18 protein-coding genes and 1 tRNA gene are annotated in these 19961 nt (G+C 60.1%); 10 read left to right on the top strand and 9 right to left on the bottom strand.

Annotation, left to right across the window (positions count from 1 at the left end; translation table 11 throughout):
* Positions 1–71: 71 nt before the first annotated feature.
* Genes ASTEX_RS07560 through ASTEX_RS07550 form a run of 3 tightly spaced genes read right to left on the bottom strand, consistent with a single transcriptional unit; the run spans position 72 to position 3060 of the window.
* A complete protein-coding gene (locus ASTEX_RS07560; protein ID WP_013479019.1) occupies positions 72–1301 on the bottom strand; it encodes an NAD(P)/FAD-dependent oxidoreductase in 1230 nt (409 codons plus the stop codon).
* Between the two features lie 3 nt (positions 1302–1304).
* The gene (gene folD / locus ASTEX_RS07555; RefSeq protein WP_013479018.1) at positions 1305–2210 is read right to left on the bottom strand and encodes a bifunctional methylenetetrahydrofolate dehydrogenase/methenyltetrahydrofolate cyclohydrolase FolD; all 906 of its coding nucleotides are present in this window, start codon (positions 2208–2210) and stop codon (positions 1305–1307) included.
* Between the two features lie 34 nt (positions 2211–2244).
* Positions 2245–3060 (bottom strand): N-formylglutamate amidohydrolase, encoded by an 816-nt coding sequence (locus tag ASTEX_RS07550; protein ID WP_013479017.1) that lies wholly within the window; start codon positions 3058–3060, stop codon positions 2245–2247.
* A 129-nt stretch (positions 3061–3189) separates the two neighbouring features.
* Here ASTEX_RS07550 and ASTEX_RS07545 point away from each other — a divergent pair, with 129 nt between their 5' ends.
* Positions 3190–5034 (top strand): monovalent cation:proton antiporter-2 (CPA2) family protein, encoded by a 1845-nt coding sequence (locus tag ASTEX_RS07545; protein ID WP_013479016.1) that lies wholly within the window; start codon positions 3190–3192, stop codon positions 5032–5034.
* A gap of 232 nt (positions 5035–5266) precedes the next feature.
* Here ASTEX_RS07545 and ASTEX_RS07540 read toward each other — a convergent pair.
* Positions 5267–5341 (bottom strand) — tRNA-Val (locus tag ASTEX_RS07540).
* A gap of 55 nt (positions 5342–5396) precedes the next feature.
* Entirely contained in the window at positions 5397–6083 is a 687-nt protein-coding gene (locus ASTEX_RS07535; protein WP_013479015.1) for an HAD-IA family hydrolase, read from the bottom strand.
* A gap of 91 nt (positions 6084–6174) precedes the next feature.
* On the opposite strand from ASTEX_RS07535, the gene glmU reads away from it, so the two are divergent.
* The 8 genes from glmU to ASTEX_RS07495 all read left to right on the top strand — a co-directional run bounded on the left by glmU (position 6175) and on the right by ASTEX_RS07495 (position 16375).
* Entirely contained in the window at positions 6175–7539 is a 1365-nt protein-coding gene (gene glmU / locus ASTEX_RS07530; RefSeq protein ID WP_013479014.1) for a bifunctional UDP-N-acetylglucosamine diphosphorylase/glucosamine-1-phosphate N-acetyltransferase GlmU, read from the top strand.
* A gap of 3 nt (positions 7540–7542) precedes the next feature.
* Positions 7543–8235 (top strand): ribose-5-phosphate isomerase RpiA, encoded by a 693-nt coding sequence (gene rpiA, locus ASTEX_RS07525; protein WP_013479013.1) that lies wholly within the window; start codon positions 7543–7545, stop codon positions 8233–8235.
* 11 nt (positions 8236–8246) lie between these two features.
* Entirely contained in the window at positions 8247–9623 is a 1377-nt protein-coding gene (gor, locus tag ASTEX_RS07520) for a glutathione-disulfide reductase (RefSeq protein ID WP_013479012.1), read from the top strand.
* A gap of 110 nt (positions 9624–9733) precedes the next feature.
* Positions 9734–11014 carry an O-antigen ligase family protein gene (locus tag ASTEX_RS07515; protein WP_013479011.1) on the top strand — a complete coding sequence of 427 codons (1281 nt, stop codon included), beginning with the start codon at positions 9734–9736 and terminating at the stop codon, positions 11012–11014.
* Positions 11015–11128: 114 nt separating this feature from the next.
* Positions 11129–12502: a class II 3-deoxy-7-phosphoheptulonate synthase gene (locus tag ASTEX_RS07510; protein ID WP_013479010.1), complete on the top strand. Its 1374-nt coding sequence runs from the start codon at positions 11129–11131 to the stop codon at positions 12500–12502.
* A 136-nt stretch (positions 12503–12638) separates the two neighbouring features.
* On the top strand, positions 12639–14342 hold the full coding sequence (locus ASTEX_RS07505; RefSeq protein WP_013479009.1) for a methyl-accepting chemotaxis protein: 1704 nt from the start codon (positions 12639–12641) through the stop codon (positions 14340–14342).
* Positions 14343–14517: 175 nt separating this feature from the next.
* On the top strand, positions 14518–14925 hold the full coding sequence (locus ASTEX_RS20270) for a hypothetical protein (RefSeq protein WP_144004631.1): 408 nt from the start codon (positions 14518–14520) through the stop codon (positions 14923–14925).
* A 79-nt stretch (positions 14926–15004) separates the two neighbouring features.
* Positions 15005–16375, top strand: a complete 1371-nt coding sequence (locus ASTEX_RS07495) for an MATE family efflux transporter (RefSeq protein WP_013479007.1) — start codon at positions 15005–15007, stop codon at positions 16373–16375.
* Here ASTEX_RS07495 and ASTEX_RS07490 read toward each other — a convergent pair.
* Positions 16350–16673, bottom strand: coding sequence for a YnfA family protein (locus ASTEX_RS07490; RefSeq protein ID WP_013479006.1), 324 nt, complete (start codon positions 16671–16673; stop codon positions 16350–16352). The two genes, ASTEX_RS07495 and ASTEX_RS07490, sit on opposite strands and share 26 nt — an antisense overlap.
* A 17-nt stretch (positions 16674–16690) precedes the next feature.
* Positions 16691–17590 (bottom strand): hypothetical protein, encoded by a 900-nt coding sequence (locus tag ASTEX_RS07485; protein ID WP_013479005.1) that lies wholly within the window; start codon positions 17588–17590, stop codon positions 16691–16693.
* Between the two features lie 184 nt (positions 17591–17774).
* Between ASTEX_RS07485 and ASTEX_RS07480 the strand changes: the two genes are divergently transcribed.
* Positions 17775–18731: a Gfo/Idh/MocA family protein gene (locus ASTEX_RS07480; protein ID WP_041658595.1), complete on the top strand. Its 957-nt coding sequence runs from the start codon at positions 17775–17777 to the stop codon at positions 18729–18731.
* A gap of 177 nt (positions 18732–18908) precedes the next feature.
* Here the strand turns inward: ASTEX_RS07480 and ASTEX_RS07475 are convergent, their stop codons facing one another.
* Both ASTEX_RS07475 and ASTEX_RS07470 read right to left on the bottom strand, forming a co-directional pair.
* The gene (locus tag ASTEX_RS07475) at positions 18909–19094 is read right to left on the bottom strand and encodes a hypothetical protein (protein WP_013479003.1); all 186 of its coding nucleotides are present in this window, start codon (positions 19092–19094) and stop codon (positions 18909–18911) included.
* A 168-nt stretch (positions 19095–19262) separates the two neighbouring features.
* The gene (locus tag ASTEX_RS07470) at positions 19263–19949 is read right to left on the bottom strand and encodes an NnrU family protein (protein ID WP_013479002.1); all 687 of its coding nucleotides are present in this window, start codon (positions 19947–19949) and stop codon (positions 19263–19265) included.
* Positions 19950–19961: the final 12 nt, after the last annotated feature.

Raw genomic sequence — 19961 nt, 5'->3', positions numbered from 1 at the left:
CGCGTATCTGTTGAAAGCTAGACTGAAACGCCGCCCTGTGTCATGCCTAAATTGCCGCAACGCAGCAGGTTTTAGCGGGCAGCCTGCAAATAGGGTTTCAGTGTGGACTCCGCATCGGCGATGACGTTGTCTTCGACCGCCACCGCCTTATGGATCAACTGCTTGCCCGCCATAAAGTCTGCTGGGCGGTTGACGCTTTCCACACAGATAACCTGCTGATTGGTGTTCAGGTGAAACACGCTGAACGCCCCCGTCATGGGATCGCCGCGCGTGATCAGTTTGGCACCAGGGCGCATCAGGCCCGCGATCTGGAGCTTATAGTCGTACTGATCAGACCAGAACCACGGCACTTCGGGCGGTGGAGCCTTGAAGCCGGTGATGGCGGCGGCGGCCTGCTTGGCTTGCTCCAGTGCGCTCGGCACGCTTTCCAGCCGATAGCGGCCCTCGTACCACGGCTTGACTTCGCGCGAGGTCACGTCGCCGATGGCGAACACATCCGGGACCGAGGTTCGGGCTTCGTGATTGACGACGATGCCGTTTGCACACGCGATACCAGCGGCTTGCGCCAGATCATCGGCGGGCAGCGCGCCAATACCGACCAGCAGCACATCGAATCGATGCACGCTGTCGTCGGCCATATGCACGCAGCGCAAATCGCCTTCGGCGCTGACGCGCACCACCTCCGCCCCGGTGATCAGGGTGACGCCGTTATCGCCGTGGATGTGCGTAAAGGCGTCGGACAGGACGGGCGAGGCGACGCGTGCCAGAATGCGGCTTTCGCGCTCAAACACCGTCACTGCACTGCCGAGCTTGCGTGCTGAGGCGGCGACTTCCAGCCCCACATAGCCCGCGCCGATCAGGCCGATGCGCTGCCCGGCCTTCAGGTGCGGCTTGAGCCATTCGGCATCGACGATGGTGCGCAGCAGGTGATAAGGCGTTTCATCCGTGCCCGGACAGCCGAAAGGCCTCGCCTTTGAGCCGGTGGCGATGATCAGGTGCTCATAGGCGATCGTTTCGCCGTCGATGGTGACCGTCTTATGCTGCGTGTCGATGGCCACGACGCGGCGCTCCAGCCAAACGGCGATATTGGCTTCGTCATAGAAGTTTTGCGGCCGCAGATAGAGGTCATCGCCTGACGCCTCGCCTTTCAGCCAGGCCTTCGACAGGGGCGGACGCTGATAAGGCAGGTGCGGCTCATCCCCGATCAGGGTGATCGGACCTTCGTACCCGTACTGGCGCAGGAAGGCCGCCGCCGATCCGCCGGCGTGCCCCGCCCCTATAATGACGACACCCGCGCTCATGTTTTACAGGTCGCCGGGGACGGGCAGGCCGTGCTGTACGCAGGCAGCTTGCAGGGTATTGTTGAGCAGGCAGGCAATGGTCATCGGACCAACGCCTTTCGGCACGGGCGTGATGGCCGTAGCACGCGGCAGGGCGGCGTCGAAATCGACATCGCCGACGATCTTGTTCTTGCCGTCAACCTCGATGCGGTTGATGCCGACGTCGATGACATAGGCCCCGTCCTTCACCCAGTCGCCCTGAATGAACTTCGGACGCCCCACGGCGGCGACCAGCACATCGGCGGTGCGGCACAGGTCCGGCAGGTTCGCGGTGCGCGAATGGGCGATCGTCACGGTGCAGTTTTCATTGAGCAGAAGCTGCGCCATCGGCTTCCCCACGATGTTGGAGCGCCCAACGATCACAGCATTGAGGCCCGACAGATTGCCGTCATCGTGTGTCTTTAGCGCGTCTTTCAGCAGCATCAGCGAGCCCAGCGGCGTGCAAGGGACAATGGCGTCGAGGCCGACCGCCAGACGCCCGGCATTCTGCACATGAAAGCCATCGACATCCTTCAGCGGGTCGATAGCGTCTATGACCTTAAGCGATGACATGTGCGCCGGCAGGGGCAGTTGCACCAGTATGCCGTTGACGCCGGTGTCAGCATTCAGTTCACCGATCAGTTTCAGAAGATCGGCCTCGGTCGTGTCCGCCGGCAAAACGATAGTGCGGCTTTCCATGCCGACGGCCTTCGTCGTCTCGCCCTTGTTTTTCACATAGATCTGGCTGGCCGGGTCTTCGCCGACGATCACCACCACCAGACAAGGCGTCAGGCCGTGCTCGGCCTTCAAGGTGGCTACGCGCCCGGCGATGCGTTCGCGCAGACCTTTGGCATAGCCGAAGCCGTCGATAATATTGCCGCGCGCGCTCATGAGGCTCTCCGGAGAAGCTTGGGAATTTTGCGGCTCACTTGGCCTGTTTCGCCGCCGAAATCAAGATCTCCAGCAACGGTTTCAGCGTTTGCGACAAAGGCCGGGCGCGTTGTGGGTCGAAACGGGTGGGGTCATCCATGTCGAGATAGCAGCTCTGTACGATTTCAATTTGCAGCGCGTAAATCTTATCTTCCGGGCGGCCGTGACCGCGCGTGGTGAAGCCGCCCTTGAAACGTCCATCCAGCACGCTAGTCCAGTCGCTTGTGCGCTGCATCCAGCTTTGCAGGGCTTCAATCACTACAGGCGGCAGGGTGCGTCCGCTGTCGGACCCGAAGCTGAGGTCGGGCAGGGCACCGTCAAACAGTAGCGGGATGGACGGACGGATCGAATGCGCGTCAATCAGAAGCGCAAAGCCGTGACGCTGTCGCGTCGCCTCCAGCACCTCCTCCAGCCGGGCGTGATAGGGGAACCAGTACTGAAAACGCCGCTGTTCGGTCTGGGCAAGGCTTGGTTCCTGCCCTTCGAGATAGATGGGGTTGCGGTCGAAATCGCTCAGGGGACAAAGGCCGGTTTCAAACATCCCCGGATAGAGAGGCGAGGAGTGCGGATCGCGGTTGAGATCGACCACATAGCGCGAATGGGTGGCGAACAGGGTGGTCGCCTCAATCTCTGCCGCAAAATCGTACAGCCGATGGACGTGGAAGTCTGTCTCCATCACCGACAGGCCCACAGGGTTTAGCCGGGCGGCAATGTCCGGCGGCAGGTAGGTCCCGACATGTGGTGCAGCGATAACCAGCGGTCCGCCACGTTCGGTCAGGATGAAGAGGTCCGAAGACGAAGGGTCACTCATAATGACAGTTGAGACGACCGTCGGCGGCCTGTCAACCGCAGCGGTCCCGGGAATCCTTTTTGCGAGTCAAGCTATTGTTAAAGCCCCCCGAACGCCCCTATCTTCTGACGACGATTGCGGAGACGGCGCGTGGATACGGGATTACTGCTCAATGTGTTTGTGTTTCTGGCGGCGGCCTGTCTGGTCGTGCCGCTGGCGGCACGATTCAAGCTGGGGGCCGTGCTGGGTTATCTAATCGCGGGCATCCTGATCGGACCGTCTGGCTTTGGCTTCATTGATCGTGTCACCTCAACCATGCATTTTGCCGAATTCGGCGTGGTGATGATGATGTTCCTCATCGGCCTTGAGCTTGAGCCCGCGCTGCTGTGGCGGCTGCGCCGCACCATTGTCGGCATGGGAGGACTTCAGGTGGTTCTGTGCTCGCTGGCCCTGATGGGCGCGATCATGGCGCTAAGCAAGTTCGGTTTTAATCTGAGTTGGGAAACGGCGCTGGCCATCGGCATGGCGCTCTCCATGTCATCCACGGCGCTTGTGCTTCAGATGCTAGAGGAAAAGCATCTGATGCAGACCCAGGTTGGCGAAACGACCTTCTCCGTCCTACTGTTCCAGGACATCGCCGTTATTCCTATCTTGATCATCATCCCGCTTCTGGCTGCCGGTAGTGGACAGGTCCCGGAAGCGCATGGGGCCAGTCTAGTGGAAAACCTGCCGGTCTGGGCGCAGGCGCTGGCGGGCCTGTCCACAATTGCCATGGTCATTGCGGGTGGGCAGCTTCTGTCGCGCCACTTCCTGCCGCGTATTGCGCGCACCAATCTGCGCGAAGTGTTCACGGCAACCTCGCTGGGGCTGGTGGTCGGGGTGACGCTTTTGATGCAACTGGTCGGCGTGTCGCCGGCATTGGGCGCGTTTTTGGGCGGCGTCGTTCTGGCCAACTCCCCCTATAAGACTACCATTGAAACCGACATTCAGCCGTTCAAGGGGCTGTTGCTCGGCCTATTCTTTATCTCGGTCGGGATGGGCATGGACGTCGATCGTCTGCTCACGCAACCGGTGCAGCTGATGCTGGCGGTCTTCGGGCTGATGGCCATTAAGGGCTTGATTCTGTACGCTCTGGCGCGGCGGTTCGGTATGGATAACATCGCCGGATCGGGTCTGGCCCTGTCTCTGGCGCAGGGTGGGGAGTTCGCCTTTGTGCTGTTTCAGTTGTCGGGGCAGTTAGGCCTTCTGACGCCCGATCTGCGGCGGTTTCTGACGCTTGTGGTGGCCATTTCCATTGGCATCACCCCCATCTGTCTTGAGCTATTTAACCGCTACGTTGTGCCACGCTTCCTGTCGCTGTTGCCGGAACGTGCGCCCGATCCTATCGAAGAACGCAACAGCGTCATCATCGCCGGTTTCGGTCGCTTTGGTCAGATCATTGGCCGTTTTCTGCGCTCGCAGGGGGTGATGGTGACCATTCTGGAGAACAATCCGGACCAGATCCAGCTTCTGCAACGCTTCGGTATCAACCGCGCCTATTTCGGCGACGCCACGCGCCTTGACGTGCTGCGTAGTGCCGGGGCCGATCAGGCGCGGATGCTGATTGTGGCCATTGATGATGCTGAAGGCGCGGTGAAGATCGTGCAACTGGCCAAGGAAAATTTCCCGCATCTCAAGGTGTTTGCCCGTGCGCGTAACCGCCGCCACGCTTATGAGCTGGACCGGGCGGGGGTGGATTACTACCACCGCGAAACCCTAGACTCGTCGATGGCGGTGGCGCGTGAAGCCCTGATCACCATGGGCGCGCCCAAAGCCCAGGTCGAACGCCGCGCGCAGGCCTTCTTGCAGCATGACATTGTGACGCTGCGAAAATCCTTCGCGTTTTTCGACTCCGAGCCCGATCTGGTAAACTTCACGCGCCTGAGTCAGAAGGAACTGGAACGCATACTGACCGACGACGAGACTGACAGCGCCGAAGCGACCAAGCGGGCGTAAGTGTAACAACTTAAACGAAAATCAAAGGGCCCAAGCGGGCGTCGGCGATTAGGGTAGGGTCGAAACGACTTGCGAGAATTTGTTGATGATCTAACGCTGTGCTTTTTGAGATCCAGCGGGAGCGCAACCTGTGCGGTGCCGGGAGGGTGAAGACCATCTTGAACAAGGTGCGGCGAAACCTCTGAGCGTAAACTCGAGGATCAATTTCGATTTTTCGGACGAAACGAGGGAATGGTGGACGCGACAGGGATTGAACCTGTGACCCTTCGCGTGTGAAGCGAATGCTCTCCCGCTGAGCTACGCGTCCATCCAAAGCTGGGAGCGGGCTTATTAGTCGCTGCGCGCCGCCCTGACAAGACCTTTTATCGAAGGATAGAGGCGATGGCTGTGGGCAGTTCGTCGAAATGGTCGATCAGGGCCGCAGGCGACATCGCTTCCATTGGCGTGTCGCAATAGCCAAAGCTAACCAGCACGCAAGGAACGCCGGCGTTTTGCGCCGTCAGATAGTCGGTTTCGGAATCGCCGATTAGCAACATTTTATCAAGCGGCAGGCCGAGGTCGACGGCGCAGGCCTTCAGGTGACCGCGATCGGGTTTTTTGAGCGGCACGCTATCCGCCCCGCGCACCGAGCCGAAACGCTCGATCAGACCGAGTTTGGTTAGCAGTAGTTCCGACAGTGCCGTCGGCTTGTTGGTGCAGACGGCCAATCGGGCACCGGCGGCTCTCAGTTGATCCAGAGCGCCCTCGAGCCCCGCAAAGGCGTGGCTTTCCTGATCAATGCGTTCACGATAGAGGTCGAGAAAGCGCCCGACCATGGGCAGTTCGGCCTCTTCGCTCAAAGGGACATTGGCCGCCGCAAAGCCCCGCTGTATTAATGAGCGCGCCCCGCGCCCAACCAGACTGCGTGCGGCTTCGTAGGGGAAGGGCGGCACGTCGTATTCGGCCAGAATGGTGTTCAGCGTGCCGATAATATCCGGCGCGGTTTCCACCAGCGTGCCATCGAGATCGAAGGCGATACCGAATCCGCTGAGGTCGGGAAGGGTCGTCATAGGCAAAATCGCTCCGGCCGATGTTTTTGACGTTCAATTCGCCGGTGCTTTGGTCTAAATCGGGCCAAACGGCAACAGGTGAATCACGACAATGAGCCAAAACCGCAAACGCGCCGCTATCATTCTAGCGGCTGGGCAGGGCACGCGCATGAAATCGCCTCTGCCCAAGGTGCTGCACCGGGTAGCGGGGCGCGCCATGATGGACCTGGCGATCGACGCGGCCGAAGGTCTTGACTGTGAGCGGATTGTTGTCGTGGTCGGGGCGCATTCGCCGCAGGTGGGCGACAGCGCGCGTCAGCGTCTGGGGGCCGATAACGTGGTAGTGCAGGACCCGCCGCTGGGGACTGGCCACGCTGTGCTGGCGGCCAAGGTGGCGCTGAGTGATTTCGAAGGTCAGGTCGTGGTCTCCTATGCCGATTGCCCGCTGATTGACACGCAGACGCTCAAGACCGTGTTTGATCTGGCCGATAAGGCTGATCTGGCGGTACTGGGTTTTGAGGCCGCCGATCCGGGGGCCTATGGCCGTCTGGTTATCGAAGGGGCGGACAATCTCAGCGCCATTGTCGAGGCCAAGGAGGCGACGGCGCAACAGCTGGCTATCCGCGCTTGCAATTCCGGAGTGCTAGCGGCGGATCGTGCCACTCTGTTTTCGCTGCTTGATGAAGTGCGCAACGACAATGCCAAGGGAGAATATTACCTGACCGATGTGGTGGGTATAGCCAAAGCACGCGGGCTGAAACCGAAGGTCTGTTTCGTCGGCGAAGAAGACGTCACTGGCGTTAATTCTCAGGTCGAACTGGCCGCTGCCGAAGCCATCTGGCAATCGCGCTGCCGCAAGACGCTGATGCTGAATGGCGTTACGATGCCCGCGCCGGAGACGGTCTTCCTGTCGTGGGATACACAAATCGCGCCGGGCGTGGTGGTCGAGCCCAATGTCGTCTTTGCTGAAGGTGTGAGCGTTGCCTCAGGGGCAGTGATCCGGGCCTTTTCGCACCTTGAGGGGGCCTGCGTTGCCGAAGGGGCGCTGATCGGTCCCTATGCCCGTTTGCGTCCTGGGGCCGACATTGGCAAGGACGTGCACATTGGTAATTTCGTCGAGGTGAAGAACGTCAGGATCGGTGAGGGGGCCAAGGCCAATCACCTGAGCTATCTGGGCGATGGCGAGGTCGGCGCGAAGGCCAATATCGGTGCGGGCACTATCTTCTGCAATTATGATGGATATTTCAAACACCGCACGGTGATCGGCGAAGGGGCCTTTGTCGGCTCTAACGCCTCGCTGGTTGCGCCGGTGACGGTGGGGGCCGGGGCCATTACTGGGTCGGGTTCGGTGATTACGAAGGATGTGCCGGCCGATGCACTGGCCTTTGAGCGGTCACTGCAGACCGAAAAGGCTGGATGGGCCAAGGCATTCCGTGAACGAAGGACGGCGGAAAAAGCCGCCCAAAAGAAAGGTTAAGTCATGTCCGCCGATACGCAGAAACAGGCCGCCGGTCTAGCGGCTATCGACCATATCGAGAGCGGCATGAAGGTAGGGCTTGGCACCGGCTCCACCGCCGCCTGGTTCGTCAAGGCCGTGGCCGACGCGGTGCGAGACGGACTGAAGCTGACGCTCGTTTCTACCTCGAACCAGACGACGCATTTGGCGCAGTCGTTGGGGCTGGAAATCAAGGATATCAACGATGTGGGCAAGCTGGACGTCTGCGTCGATGGCGCGGACGAAATTGGTTCCGGGTTGGCTCTGATCAAGGGCGGCGGCGGGGCGTTGCTGCGCGAAAAGTTGATCTGGGAGATGGCTGATCGCTGTATCGTTATCGCCGATGCGGCCAAGCACGTGGCCACGCTGGGGGCCTTTGCCCTGCCGATCGAGGTCGAGCCCTTCGCCTATAAGGGCACGATCAACCGCATCTGCGACGTGCTGAGTGAGTTCGACATCGCCAAATTGCCGGTTTTGCGGAAAAAAGGCGGCGAGTCCTTTGTGACCGACGGCGGGAATCTTATCTTTGACGTGCCGTGCGGGGCGATCCTTGATCCTTCCGGTCTGGCCAGCGCACTGAAAGCCACCACGGGGGTCGTTGATCATGGCCTGTTCCTCGATCTGGCCGACGTTGCGCTGATCGGCACTGATAGCGGCGTCGATATCCTCCATCCGTAAGAAAGCGCGACATGTCTACATTCGACTATGATCTTTTTGTGTTGGGGGCTGGCTCCGGCGGGGTGCGCGCGGCGCGGCTGAGCGCGCAGTTGGGCCTTAAAGTCGGCGTGGCCGAAGGCGACAAACCCGGCGGCACCTGTGTGGTGCGCGGCTGCGTCCCCAAAAAGTTCATGGTCTATGCATCAGAAGTGCCGGAGCAGGTGGCCTATGCGCGGGGCTTCGGTTGGGAGGCGCAGACGGGCCGTTTCGACTGGACCAAGTTCCGCAATGCCAACCTGGCCGAGGTGTCGCGCCTGTCGGACATCTACGCCGCAAATTTGGTCAAGGCCGGGGCCGACCTGATTCCCGCCTGGGCGAAACTCACCGGTCCGCACACGGTGCATCTTTCGCCTACCAATGGCGATGCCCCCTATGAGGTGACGGCCAAAACCATCTTAGTCGCCGTCGGTGGTCAGCCCTTTGTGCCAGAAGAGGTCGAAGGGCACGCCCTGGCCATCACCTCAAACGACATGTTCCTGCTCGATAAGCTGCCGAAATCCATCGCCATCGTGGGCGGCGGCTATATCGCGGTTGAGTTTGCCGGTGTCATGAACGGCTGGGGTATTGATACGCATATTCTCTATCGCGGCGATCAGATCCTGCGCGCCTTTGATCAGGAAGTGCGCGAGCATCTGACGCAGGAGATCGGCAAGAAGGGCATTAAAGTCATGTGCCACGCCGACCCCAAAAAGCTCGAAAAAACCGATAAAGGCATCAAGATTACCCTGACCGACGACACCGAACTGACGGTCGATCAGGTGCTCTATGCCACGGGCCGACGCCCACACACGAACGGCCTGGGCCTGACCGATGTCGGGGTTGAGCTGGACCGCGATGGGGCCGTGGTGGTTGATTCTTATTCGCGTACGGCGGTTGAGCATATCTTTGCCGTGGGCGACGTCACCAATCGCTGCAACCTGACGCCGGTGGCCATCCGCGAGGCCGTAGCCTTTGTCGAGACGGCCTTCAAAGACAATCCGATGGCCTATGACTATGCCAATATCCCGACGGCGGTGTTTTCGCAGCCGCAGATCGGCACAGTCGGTCTGACAGAACAAGACGCCGTAGCCAAAGGTATCCGCGTTGATATTTATACGGCACGTTTCCGTCCGATGAAGACGACCTTTGTGGCCGGTGAAAGCCGCACCCTGATGAAGCTGATCGTGGATCACAAGACCGATGTCGTGCTGGGGGCGCACATGGTCGGGCCAGACTCAGCGGAAATTATTCAGATGGCGGGCATTGCCGTGAAGGCAGGCCTGACTAAGGCCCAGTGGGATGCCACTTGCGCCGTCCACCCGACGGCCGCCGAAGAGTTTGTCACCCTACGCGACAAGCGCATGGCGTAAGCGTCAGACCCGGCATGGGCTGGGGATAAATATTGCAGCGCAGCATTATTTGTCTTATTCCTGCACCAATTCTGACGTAAGAGCGGGGTGTTCGCGAAAAGATTGTGTACATGACCTCGGCTAAAGCCTCAAAATTGCAATTGCCCTCCTACACGGCTGTGATCATGGGGATCACGCTGGTCTTTCTGGCGTTCTTTACTTATGCCGGACCGCTTGGCTATGCCTTGACGGCGACTTTTGGTGGGTTGCTACTCCTCGGTTACTGGCGACAAGCGCGCCAGTTTGGCTGGATAGGCGTGTTGCTTCTGATCCTGTTGCTCTGGCTGGTGTCGCGTTCGACCCTGCTTTACGACCTCAATAGCGGGGCTGATTTCAGCCAGTACAAGACCTGGGAAGATCAGGAATGGCTTAAGGTCATGCTTCAGCCTGTTTGGTACGGGGCTCTTATTCTTGCAGCGTGGTCGATGACACCCAAAACGGCCTCTGGCCTGATGACCGGTCTTCTTTATACCTATATCGGCTTGTGCGGCCTGATTATCATGGATGCGCTGTCCGGTGCCAGCCTATATCAGGCGATTTCGGCGGCGCTTTATAAACCCATCCGCCCGGACCTTGCCATGGTCAAGGTGTCGCTCGCGACCTACGCTTTCGTACTGCTTTACTGGCCTGTCATGCTGGCGGGAGAGCACCGTTTCCGTATCCTGAAACTGATCGCGCTGGCGGCCTGTGTGCTCGCACCGCTGGTGACGGGGGCCAGTGCCCCCTTGCTGGCCCTGATCGTCTCGATGGCGCTGTTCTGGGTCGCCCGCCGTTTCCCGGTCGTGGGTGGCTTCAGCATATACAAAATCATCGCGACGTTGTTAGGCTTCAAGATTCTGTTCACCCCCCTGATAATCGACGCCATCCGGCGTCTGGGATGGGGGGACAATATCCGTCAGTTCTTGCCCGCCTCCTGGGATGCGCGCCTCGATATCTGGGAGTTCGCCGCTCAGAAAATCCTGCAAAAACCTTTTCTAGGCTGGGGCTTCGATTCCAGCCGCCATTTCGGTAAACCCATTCCCCTGCATCCGCACAACATGTCGATTCAGGTCGGACTGGAGCTAGGCTATATCGGCCTGTTCCTGCTGGCGGCTGTGTGGGTGCTGCTGATCCTGCGCATCGGTCGCGGAGCCCCGGAAGCGCCGGCTGCTGCCTTTGTTGAACTGAGGGAACTGTCCAGAGCCGCTGCCCCGATACAGACCGATCCGCGCCCCTACGCGCTGGCGACTCTTTCAGCGGTGTTTGTCATCGCGCAGCTCAGCTTCGGCATCTGGCAGGAATGGTGGTTGGCCCTAATGGCGCTGGTGACGGCCATCTATCTGATGGCGCGTACCGCCTCGCAAAACATCTAAAAACCGGCGTATGGTTGCGGAATATACTATAAAATACTGTGTTCTCAGCGGTTTTGGCAGATTTCGACGATTGTGGATATTGAGTTTGCTTCGCCCTCCGCTTAAATAGCGGCCATGAACAAGTCCTGGTCTCCCCATAGTTGGCGCGCGCGCCCCGCGCTCCACATCCCTGACGATTACCCCGATGCGGCGGCGCTACGTGCCGCTGAGGCCGAAATCGCCACGCTGCCGCCGCTGGTCTTTGCTGGTGAAGCCCGTCGCCTGACCTCCGCGCTGGGTAAGGTTGCCAATGGCGAAGCCTTCCTTTTGCAAGGTGGCGACTGCGCCGAAAGCTTCAAGGAATTTTCGGCCGACAACATCCGCGACACCTTCCGTCTGATCCTTCAGATGGCCGTCGTGCTGACTTTTGCTGGCGGCAAGCCGGTGGTTAAGCTTGGGCGCATTGCGGGACAGTTTGGCAAGCCGCGCTCCTCGCCGATTGAAACCATCGGCGACGTGACCCTGCCCAGCTATCGCGGCGACAATATCAACGGCATGGAATTCACGCCTGAAGCGCGCATTCCGGACCCGCAGCGTCTGGTCAAGGCCTACCATCAGTCGTCCTCGACCCTAAACCTGCTGCGCGCCTTCGCCAATGGCGGCTATGCAGACCTGTACAACATCCACAAGTGGACGCTGGGCTTCGTCTCCGGCTCGCCGCAGGGTGAGCGTTACCGCGAACTGGCCGAAAAGATCTCCGAGACGCTAAACTTCATGTCGGCCATCGGCATCACTTCGGACAAGGCGCAGGAAATCCGGCAGGTCGATTTCTTCACTTCGCACGAAGCGCTTCTGCTCAATTACGAACAGGCCCTGACGCGCGTCGATTCGACCTCCGGCGACTGGTACGACACCTCGGCCCACTTCCTGTGGATCGGTGAGCGCACCCGTCAGCTCGATGGCGCGCACGTCCACTTCATGCAGGGGATCAAGAACCCCATTGGTGTCAAGTGCGGCCCGACCCTGGAGCCTGACGATCTGAAGCGCCTGATCGACGCGCTCAATCCGGAAGGTATTCCGGGCCGTCTCACCCTGATCGGCCGCTTTGGCTCCGACAAGGTGGGTGAGCGCCTACCGCGCCTGATGAAGGCTTCGCGCGAACATGGCGTGCCGGTGGTGTGGTCAATCGATCCCATGCACGGCAATGTCGTCAAGGCTGCCAACGGCTACAAGACGCGCCCCTTCGACCGCATCCTATCGGAAGTGCGTTCCTTCATCGACATCGCGGCGTCGGAAAACGTCCATCCGGGTGGCCTGCACCTTGAGATGACCGGTCAGAACGTCACTGAATGTCTGGGCGGCGCGCACGCCCTGAGCGAGGACGAACTGAGCCACCGTTACCACACTCACTGTGATCCGCGCCTTAATGCCGATCAGGCGCTGGAACTGAGCTTCCTTGTGGCCGAGCGCCTGCAAGGCCTCAAGGACAAGGTGACCAAGGCCGCTTAAGCCTGAAGGTCGCATCGATTGTCAAAAGGGTCGCTTCGGCGGCCCTTTTTTTATTTGCAACCCTGCCTTTTAAGAACTTGGTTACCATAGCGACAAATAGTCGCACTCAGGCTTTCCCGTTTGTCTGAGGCGTACCATGTCGATTTTTTCTACTTTCCGCGGCCGTATTCTTTCGGCGGCATTTGTGTGTGTCAGTGTGGCGGTACTCGCCATCGCCGGGATCGAATTCTTCAACTATCGCTCTAATCTTGAGGCTCAGGTGCGTCGCGACCTCGAATGGTCGCTGCGCGTGGCCGCTGACCGCTATGCGCAGGCCAATGGCGCACAGGTCGGGATCACAGACGGGGTGGTAACCGGCGTTACCGCCGAGAGCATCACGGTACCTGAGGATCACACGCTGGTCGATGAGACCGGCAAGATCAATAAGGGCTACGTCACGGTATTCGGCGTCGACGCGGAAAAGCCTGGCGACTTTGTGCGCCTGAGCACCAATGTTATTAAGCCGGACGGCAACCGCGCTGTGGGCACCAATCTGGGTAAGGACAGTGCCGCATGGCCGTCGATCAGCCGAGGAGAACCCTATTTTGGCAAGGCGGCCATTCTGGGCGAAGATTACCAGACCGCCTATGCCCCTATCCGTAACGGTGCGGGTGAGGTAATCGGTATCCTGTTCGTCGGCGTATCCAAGGTGGCGGATATTACCAAGGCCCTGTGGGCGCAGGCGTTTCTGCTACTGGGCTTTGCGGTCGGGACGCTGCTGGCGACCATTGCGGTGCTTTATCCGCTGTTGGGCCGCGAACTGGGCAAGATTCAAAGGATCGCCTCGGCGGCCCGTGACGTGGCTCAGGGGCAACTGGATCGTGATATTCCGCATACTGCGGGGCAGGACGAAATTGCCTTGATCGCCCGTGCGGTTACGGACCTGCGTGAGGCCGCCCGTGAACGCGAGGCCATGCGCCGGCAGCAGGCTGAGGAAACCGCGGCCGCTCTGGCGCGCCGTGACGCCGGTCAGCAGGACATCGAGCGCTTTCTGGAACAGGTGCGGGGCCTGTTTGGCACGCTTCAGAGCGATATTGGCACCTTCACCGACCTTAGCCACACTCTGCGCGACCTGGGCGGCCAGACCGAGCGCGCCACGGCGCAGGCGGCGCAGACGAGTGCGCAAGCTTCAGGCTCTGTCGCGGATATGGCCGAAGCCACAACGCAACTGGCGGCGACCATCGAAGAGGTCACGGCGTCGGTGCAAAGTGCCTCGGACGTCATCCGCAAGGCCGGACAGGAGGGCGAACTTGCCTCGCAAAAGGTGGGGCAACTGGTCGAAGCGGCGGGCCGCATCGGCGATGTTGTCACTCTCATTCAGGCTATTGCGCAACAGACCAATCTGCTGGCGCTGAATGCCACCATCGAAGCCGCCAGAGCCGGTGACGCGGGCAAGGGCTTTGCCGTCGTCGCCACCGAGGTCAAGTCGCTGGCCAATCAGACGGCCAAGGCCACTGAAGATATTGTCAGCCAGATTAGCGCCATCCAGACGGCGACCCAGGAAACAGTTGAGGCTATCCGCACGATCACCGGCGTCATGACCGAGGTCGAGAACCTGTCGGCGGGCATCCACGGCGCAGTTTATGAACAGAGTACGGCGGCGGCCGCCATTTCAAACGGCGCCAGCACGGCTGCGCGCAATGCCGACACCACGCAACAGGCTGTGCGGGACGCGGCCGCCCAGGTGGCGCGTTCACGCGAAGCCAATCAGCGTCTGGACGACACGGCCCGGCGTGTGACCGATGCCCTGCAAAGCCTGTCTGCGGCTGTGGAGACCTTTGTCGGTCGCCGTGCGGCGTAATCACTGAACACCTATCTCATCGGCGTTGTCACGATTACGCTGCTTTGCTGATAGAGGAGGCGGCCTGCTATCATTGGCTACGATCGTTATTGCATTGGGGGGCACGCCTTATGTCTGTGCCACAGACATGTCTGTTAGCGGCACGCAGATGGGTCCATTACGCCTTGGGGCGTCGATGCCCGCCGCCGTCCAAGCGGATCATTATCGAACCGAGATGTTCGAGGATGATGGTGAAGGTGGCAGTCGGTACCTTGTGGCGATTTGCGGACAGGTCGATCTCGTTGCTGAGACCTTCGGTCAAGGCGATAAAATTGGGCGATTGACGGCGGATTCCTCGATTTTTGTGACCCCTGCTGGCAGCCGTGTCGGTATGACCGTTGCTCAACTGAAAAGTCACCACCGACGAGGCAGAGTCTACATTGGTGAAGAAGAAAGCGGGTATGCCGTTTTCAACAGTGGCGAAGGTCCTATTTTCGCACTGGACGAAACAGCCATACCCCGGCGTTGTTATAATTACGGCGTGGAAGGTGATGCTTTGCTGAAAGAGGTCAAAAGCGTCAGCATATTTATACAGAAGCCTTAGACTCACGCTGACACTCCCTGTCAGCAGAGCCGTGATCACAGCGTTGATGCGGTCAGCGAAACCGGCTACACGCGGGGGCATGACCAGAGCCCTGTACACCGCCGCCTTTAAGGAACTGTTCCATCTGTCGTGGCCGGTGGTGGGGTCGCGTCTCGGCTTCATGCTGATGGGGCTGATGGACACGCTGATCGTCGGGCACTACAGCGCGGCGGAACTGGGTTATCATTCGCTGGCCTGGGCCCCTACCTCGATCTTCCTTGTCACGTCGATTGGCCTGCTGGTTGGAATTCAGGTCAAAACAGCGCACTTTATCGGTGCCGATGAGCCGCACCGCATTGGGCCGGTGTTTCAGCGCGGCATGGTCTATGCCATCATCCTTGGTCTTTTCGCGGCGGTGGTGCTGTTCCTCGCCGGGCCGGGCCTGCTGCATCTGGCCGTCAAGCCGGATATGGCCGATGGCGCGTCAGGCCCGCTGCTGGTTTTTGCCCTGTCCATGCCGTTTTACATGATCGCCGTGGCGGGTTCGGAGTTTCTCGAAGGGTTGGGGCGGACCCGTCCGGGCCTGATTTTCACCTGGGCGGGCAATGTTCTCAATGGCGTGCTCCTTCTCTTGCTAGTACCCGGTGTGATCACTCTTCCGGGCATCGACAGCGACGGCGCGATGGGCGCGGCGATTTCGACCCTGATCGCGCGCGCCTGTGTCATGGTGGCCCTGATTGTCTATGTCCTGACGCTGCCGGGTATTGCGCAATATGGCCTGCTGAAGCGGCACAATCCTGACCCGCAAGGCGGGCGCGAACAGCGTCAGATCGGCTATGCGGCCGGGGCGTCCTACTTCATTGAGGTCGCCGCCTTTGCCGGCATGACCCTGTTTGCGGGGCGCATTTCCGAAGAGGCAGTCGCTGTATGGGCCATTGTGCTCAACTTCGCCTCCATCGTCTTCATGGTGCCGATGGGGCTGGCCATCGGCTGTTCGGTGCTGGTCGGGCGCGCCTATGGGGCCGGGGACATGCCGGGTCTGGCGCGCATCGGGCGGGTCAGCTTTTCGGCAGCGGCGGCTTTTATGATGGGAGTCTGCCTTGTGGTGCTGATCGGTTCGCAGGGGATTGCGGCGGGCTATACGTCGGACGACGCCCTGCGCAGCGGGGTGCAGGCGGCGCTTTTGCTCTCCTGCCTGTTCTTCGTGCCCGATGGCGTGCAGGTGGTGACGGCGCAGGCCCTGCGCGCGCGTCAGGACGTCGTGGTCGCGCCTGTGCTGCACTATATCGCCTATGGGTTTGTTATGCTGCCGGTGGGCTATTGGCTGGCCCTGCACGTCGGGCAGGGAGTGCCGGGTCTGATATATGCGGCGGCTTTGGCCAGTTGGGTGTCGGCCATCCTGCTTCAGGCGCGCTTTATGTGGCTGGACAAAAAGGCGCTGACCGCTATGCGCGCGGCCCCCACAGAATAAGTCCGGCCCCGATCAGGCAAATCAGCAAACCCGCCCCGTCCCACAGGTCGGGTTTTTGCTTTTCTATCAGCCACATCCACCCGAACGAGGCAGCGATATAGATGGCCCCATAGGCGGCGTAGGTGCGGCCAGCGGCCCCGTTATCGGGCAGGGTCAGGAGCCACGCGAAGGCCATCAGGCACATCAGGCCTGGCACTAGCCACAGAGGCGACTTATGCAGACGCAGCACGGCATAGAGGCCGAAGCAACCGCCGATTTCGAACAGGGCGGCGACGGCATAGATGAGGAGGGTTTTCATACCCTGAGCCTGCCCGATCAGACCCCCAAAATCCACCCTTCTTCGCCGAGCGCGATGGCGGCGTCTTCGGCGCTGAGGTGGGCCGGAGCGGCGAATTTGGCCGCCAGCGCGTCCTTGTCGTCCATCTCAGCCAGAGCCGCGGCCGTAAGGCGCACCTGGGTGGCGTCCTTGACTTCGCCGGGTTCCGCGACGCCGGGATAAAGGGACGGATAGATTTCAGCCAGCACGGTGTTCACGCCGTCCAGCGTTTCTTCGTTTAGCGCCCCAAAGCCCGTGTCAAACGGCCAGATGACCGCCTTACCGTCAAGGGCCGTCTTCACCGCGCGCACTGCTGTAATGCCCAGCAGGGTCTGACCGCCCACCACGCCCGCGCCGTGCATCTGCCACACGCTCTTGGCCTGGGACGATTTGCCGAGTTTGCGCGCCGCCTCTTCGGTCAGGCGAAACTCCGGGAAGTCGCCGTAAGAGGCGGGTTTCAGCGTCGAAAGCCACTTCTGCGCCGCGCTCTTGGGACAACCCCAGAAGGGATAGGCCTCATCGGTCATCAGCCGGTTCATCTTTGCGGCGACGGCAAAGCGGTTATTGGTGTTATCGGGCTTATCAACGACGTTTTTGACAACGAAGTCCCACATCTGGGCCCAGCCTTCGAGGCCGAGCTTCGCCGCTGTGCCGCGCGGGAAGCCAAAATTGAAGTCGAAGCCGACGAAAACCCGGTCGCCGCGCTTGTGCAGATCGGCGAGGAGGGTTTTCAGAAGCGCCACGGCTTCGGCGCGTGTCGCCGGATTATGTCTTTCGTAGGACAGGCGAAAACGCACGTCGCGCTTCATCACGCCGATCCATACCGAAGACTCGCCGGTTTTCTTGCCCTCGGCGGCGCTCCAGTCAACGATCACATAGGCTCCGAAAAGACGCGCCATAGGGCTACTCCGATATGGGGACAAATACGGGGGAAAGCATTCGGGCGCTTTTAGCCCAAGGTTACGACGTGGCCAAACCCTAAACTGTGCATTGTCCGCGCGAATACCGCTTTTATGGTTACACAAGGGGGGAAATCCTGTGTACAACGGGCGCCGTTCAATGGCTTACAAGGGTGTGAGGCTTATGACCGTCCTACGCGCAGGGGTCGCCGGTGCCGGCGTTTTCGGGGTTTATCACGCCAACAAGTACAAGGAGGCCGAAGCGGCCGGTCTTGTACGTTTTGTGGGTATCTATGATCTCGAAAAATCCCGTGCCGAAGTCGCGGCTGAAAAGCTGGGCGTCAAGGCCTTTGGCGGCGATGAGTTCGAGGCGTTTCTGGCCGAACTGGATGTGATTACGGTAGCTGTCCCGGCCTTTGCTCATGCACAGGTTGCTCTGAAGGCGTTGGCGGCAGGGGTGCACACCTATGTCGAAAAGCCGCTGGCTATCACGGTCGAGGATGGTGACGCCATGGTCGCTCTGGCCGCCGAAAAAGGTGTGGTGCTGGCCTGTGGCCATCAGGAGCGCGCCGTGTTTGAAGCTATGGGGCTTTATGCGGTGCCGGAACGCCCGTTGCGTATGGAGGCCGTGCGCAATGGTACGATTTCGACGCGCAATCTGGATGTGTCGGTGGTGCTGGATCTGATGATCCACGACCTCGATCTGGGGCTGACTCTGGCCGCCGGTGAGGCTGGCGGCATCGAGGTGTCGGCACGCTTTCGCCAAGAGGCCGGATATACGGCCGTGGGAGCCGATGAAGTCTCTGCCGAGGTCAAGTTCGACGATGGGTTCGTGGCGACCTTTGCGGCATCGCGTATGGCTGAGGCGCGCGAACGCACCATGCGGCTCGTCTATCCGTCGGGTGAGGTGTTTATCGACCTGCTTAACCGTAAGTTTGAAAACGGCACGCCGTTCGACCTCAATCCCGACTTTGCTCAGGCCGACATTGCGCGTGACCCGCTTGGGACCAGCGTGTTCCGTTTTCTGGATATGGTCGCTGGGCAGCGCGATAAGCCTCTGGCGACTGGCGCAGAGGCGCTGAAAGCCCTGTGTCTGGCGCTGGCGATTGATGACGCCGTGTCGGGTAAGGACGCGGTTTAGGATTAAACTCCGAAAAACGCGAGCATGGTTACGTGGATGCGTTGCGCGAACATGGTTACGTGGATGCGTTGCATGAAGCGCCTGATGTCGCATATGCCACCCGCACATCATTGACCATTCAGGGCGAACAGAATTGTAGCTCGGCGTTGGTGCTTTTCGTGCCGTTGTCGCTAATTCTCACCGGCTTTTGAAAATCACGGCAAAGGCCAGGACGGCATAACCGGCGCCCAGCAGCACGTACTTGTACTGGGTCATGAAGTCGACGCCTTCGCCCTCGAAAGGACGGAAATAGCCGATCAGACTGGCGAACACGAGGCTCACCGAGATCAGGAACAGCAAGATTGTCGTTGCCGTCAGTTTCATGAAATACCCGCGCGTTTACCCCGGTTCCGCATCCTATCCGCAGTTATTCAAACATTTGTGATGAGATCAATGGGGCGTTAAGGATTTTTTTGCGGCGTTGCACCGAAGTCGGGAAGTCGCGCGTCTGCGTTCGCGTAAAGGGCGAAAAAGGCTGGGTTTGGACGGGAACTAGAGCGCCGGCCGTAGGAACAGTAGTTCATGCAAAACCACCAGACAGGTAAAGACGGATGTGGCAACCATGACGCGTAACACACCCAGCTCTGACGCCTCAAAGCGTACCCGCTTCTGTGCAATGGCGAGGAACGGCAAGATGGAGGTCGCGCGCATAATCGCGTGATAGGCTTCACCGTACTTTTCTTCGCGCTTACGGTCGATGCTGTTGGCCCCCAACAGGCTTAGCGAAAGCAACGTCCCGAAAAACACCCATGCCGCCAGCGTGCCTGTGGTGATCAAGTGCGTGGCCGACAACAAGCCGATACCTGCCAGCACCGGGTGACGGCTGATGCGGATGATGCCGCTAACCGGACGATCTGGTAGTTTGCGCAGTGAGCTCAAGGCCGTCGGGCTGGGGCTAAGGGCCCCGACGATAATAAGCGTCAGGCTGACGAAATTGACCGCGAAGGCCAGAATTTTTAGGAGGAAGGGCGCCGACCACAGGTGCAGATTGGCCGGGTCTCCACGCGAGTCGTAATAGGCGGCGATCATCCAGATAAACCCCATGAACGACAACAGGCTGAACAGGATGAAGTAGGTGCGCGTGCCGATGGCGCCGATCATCTGCTGCCGCAGATCTGAGCCGGACACCAGAATATGAATCAGGATGAAGAAGGCGCAGGCCAAAGCCAGGGTCCACATGGATAGATCGCC

It is taken from the genome of Asticcacaulis excentricus CB 48 (assembly GCF_000175215.2).
Classification (GTDB): Bacteria; Pseudomonadota; Alphaproteobacteria; order Caulobacterales; family Caulobacteraceae; genus Asticcacaulis; species Asticcacaulis excentricus.
This window is presented reverse-complemented; position numbering and strand designations above follow the sequence as displayed.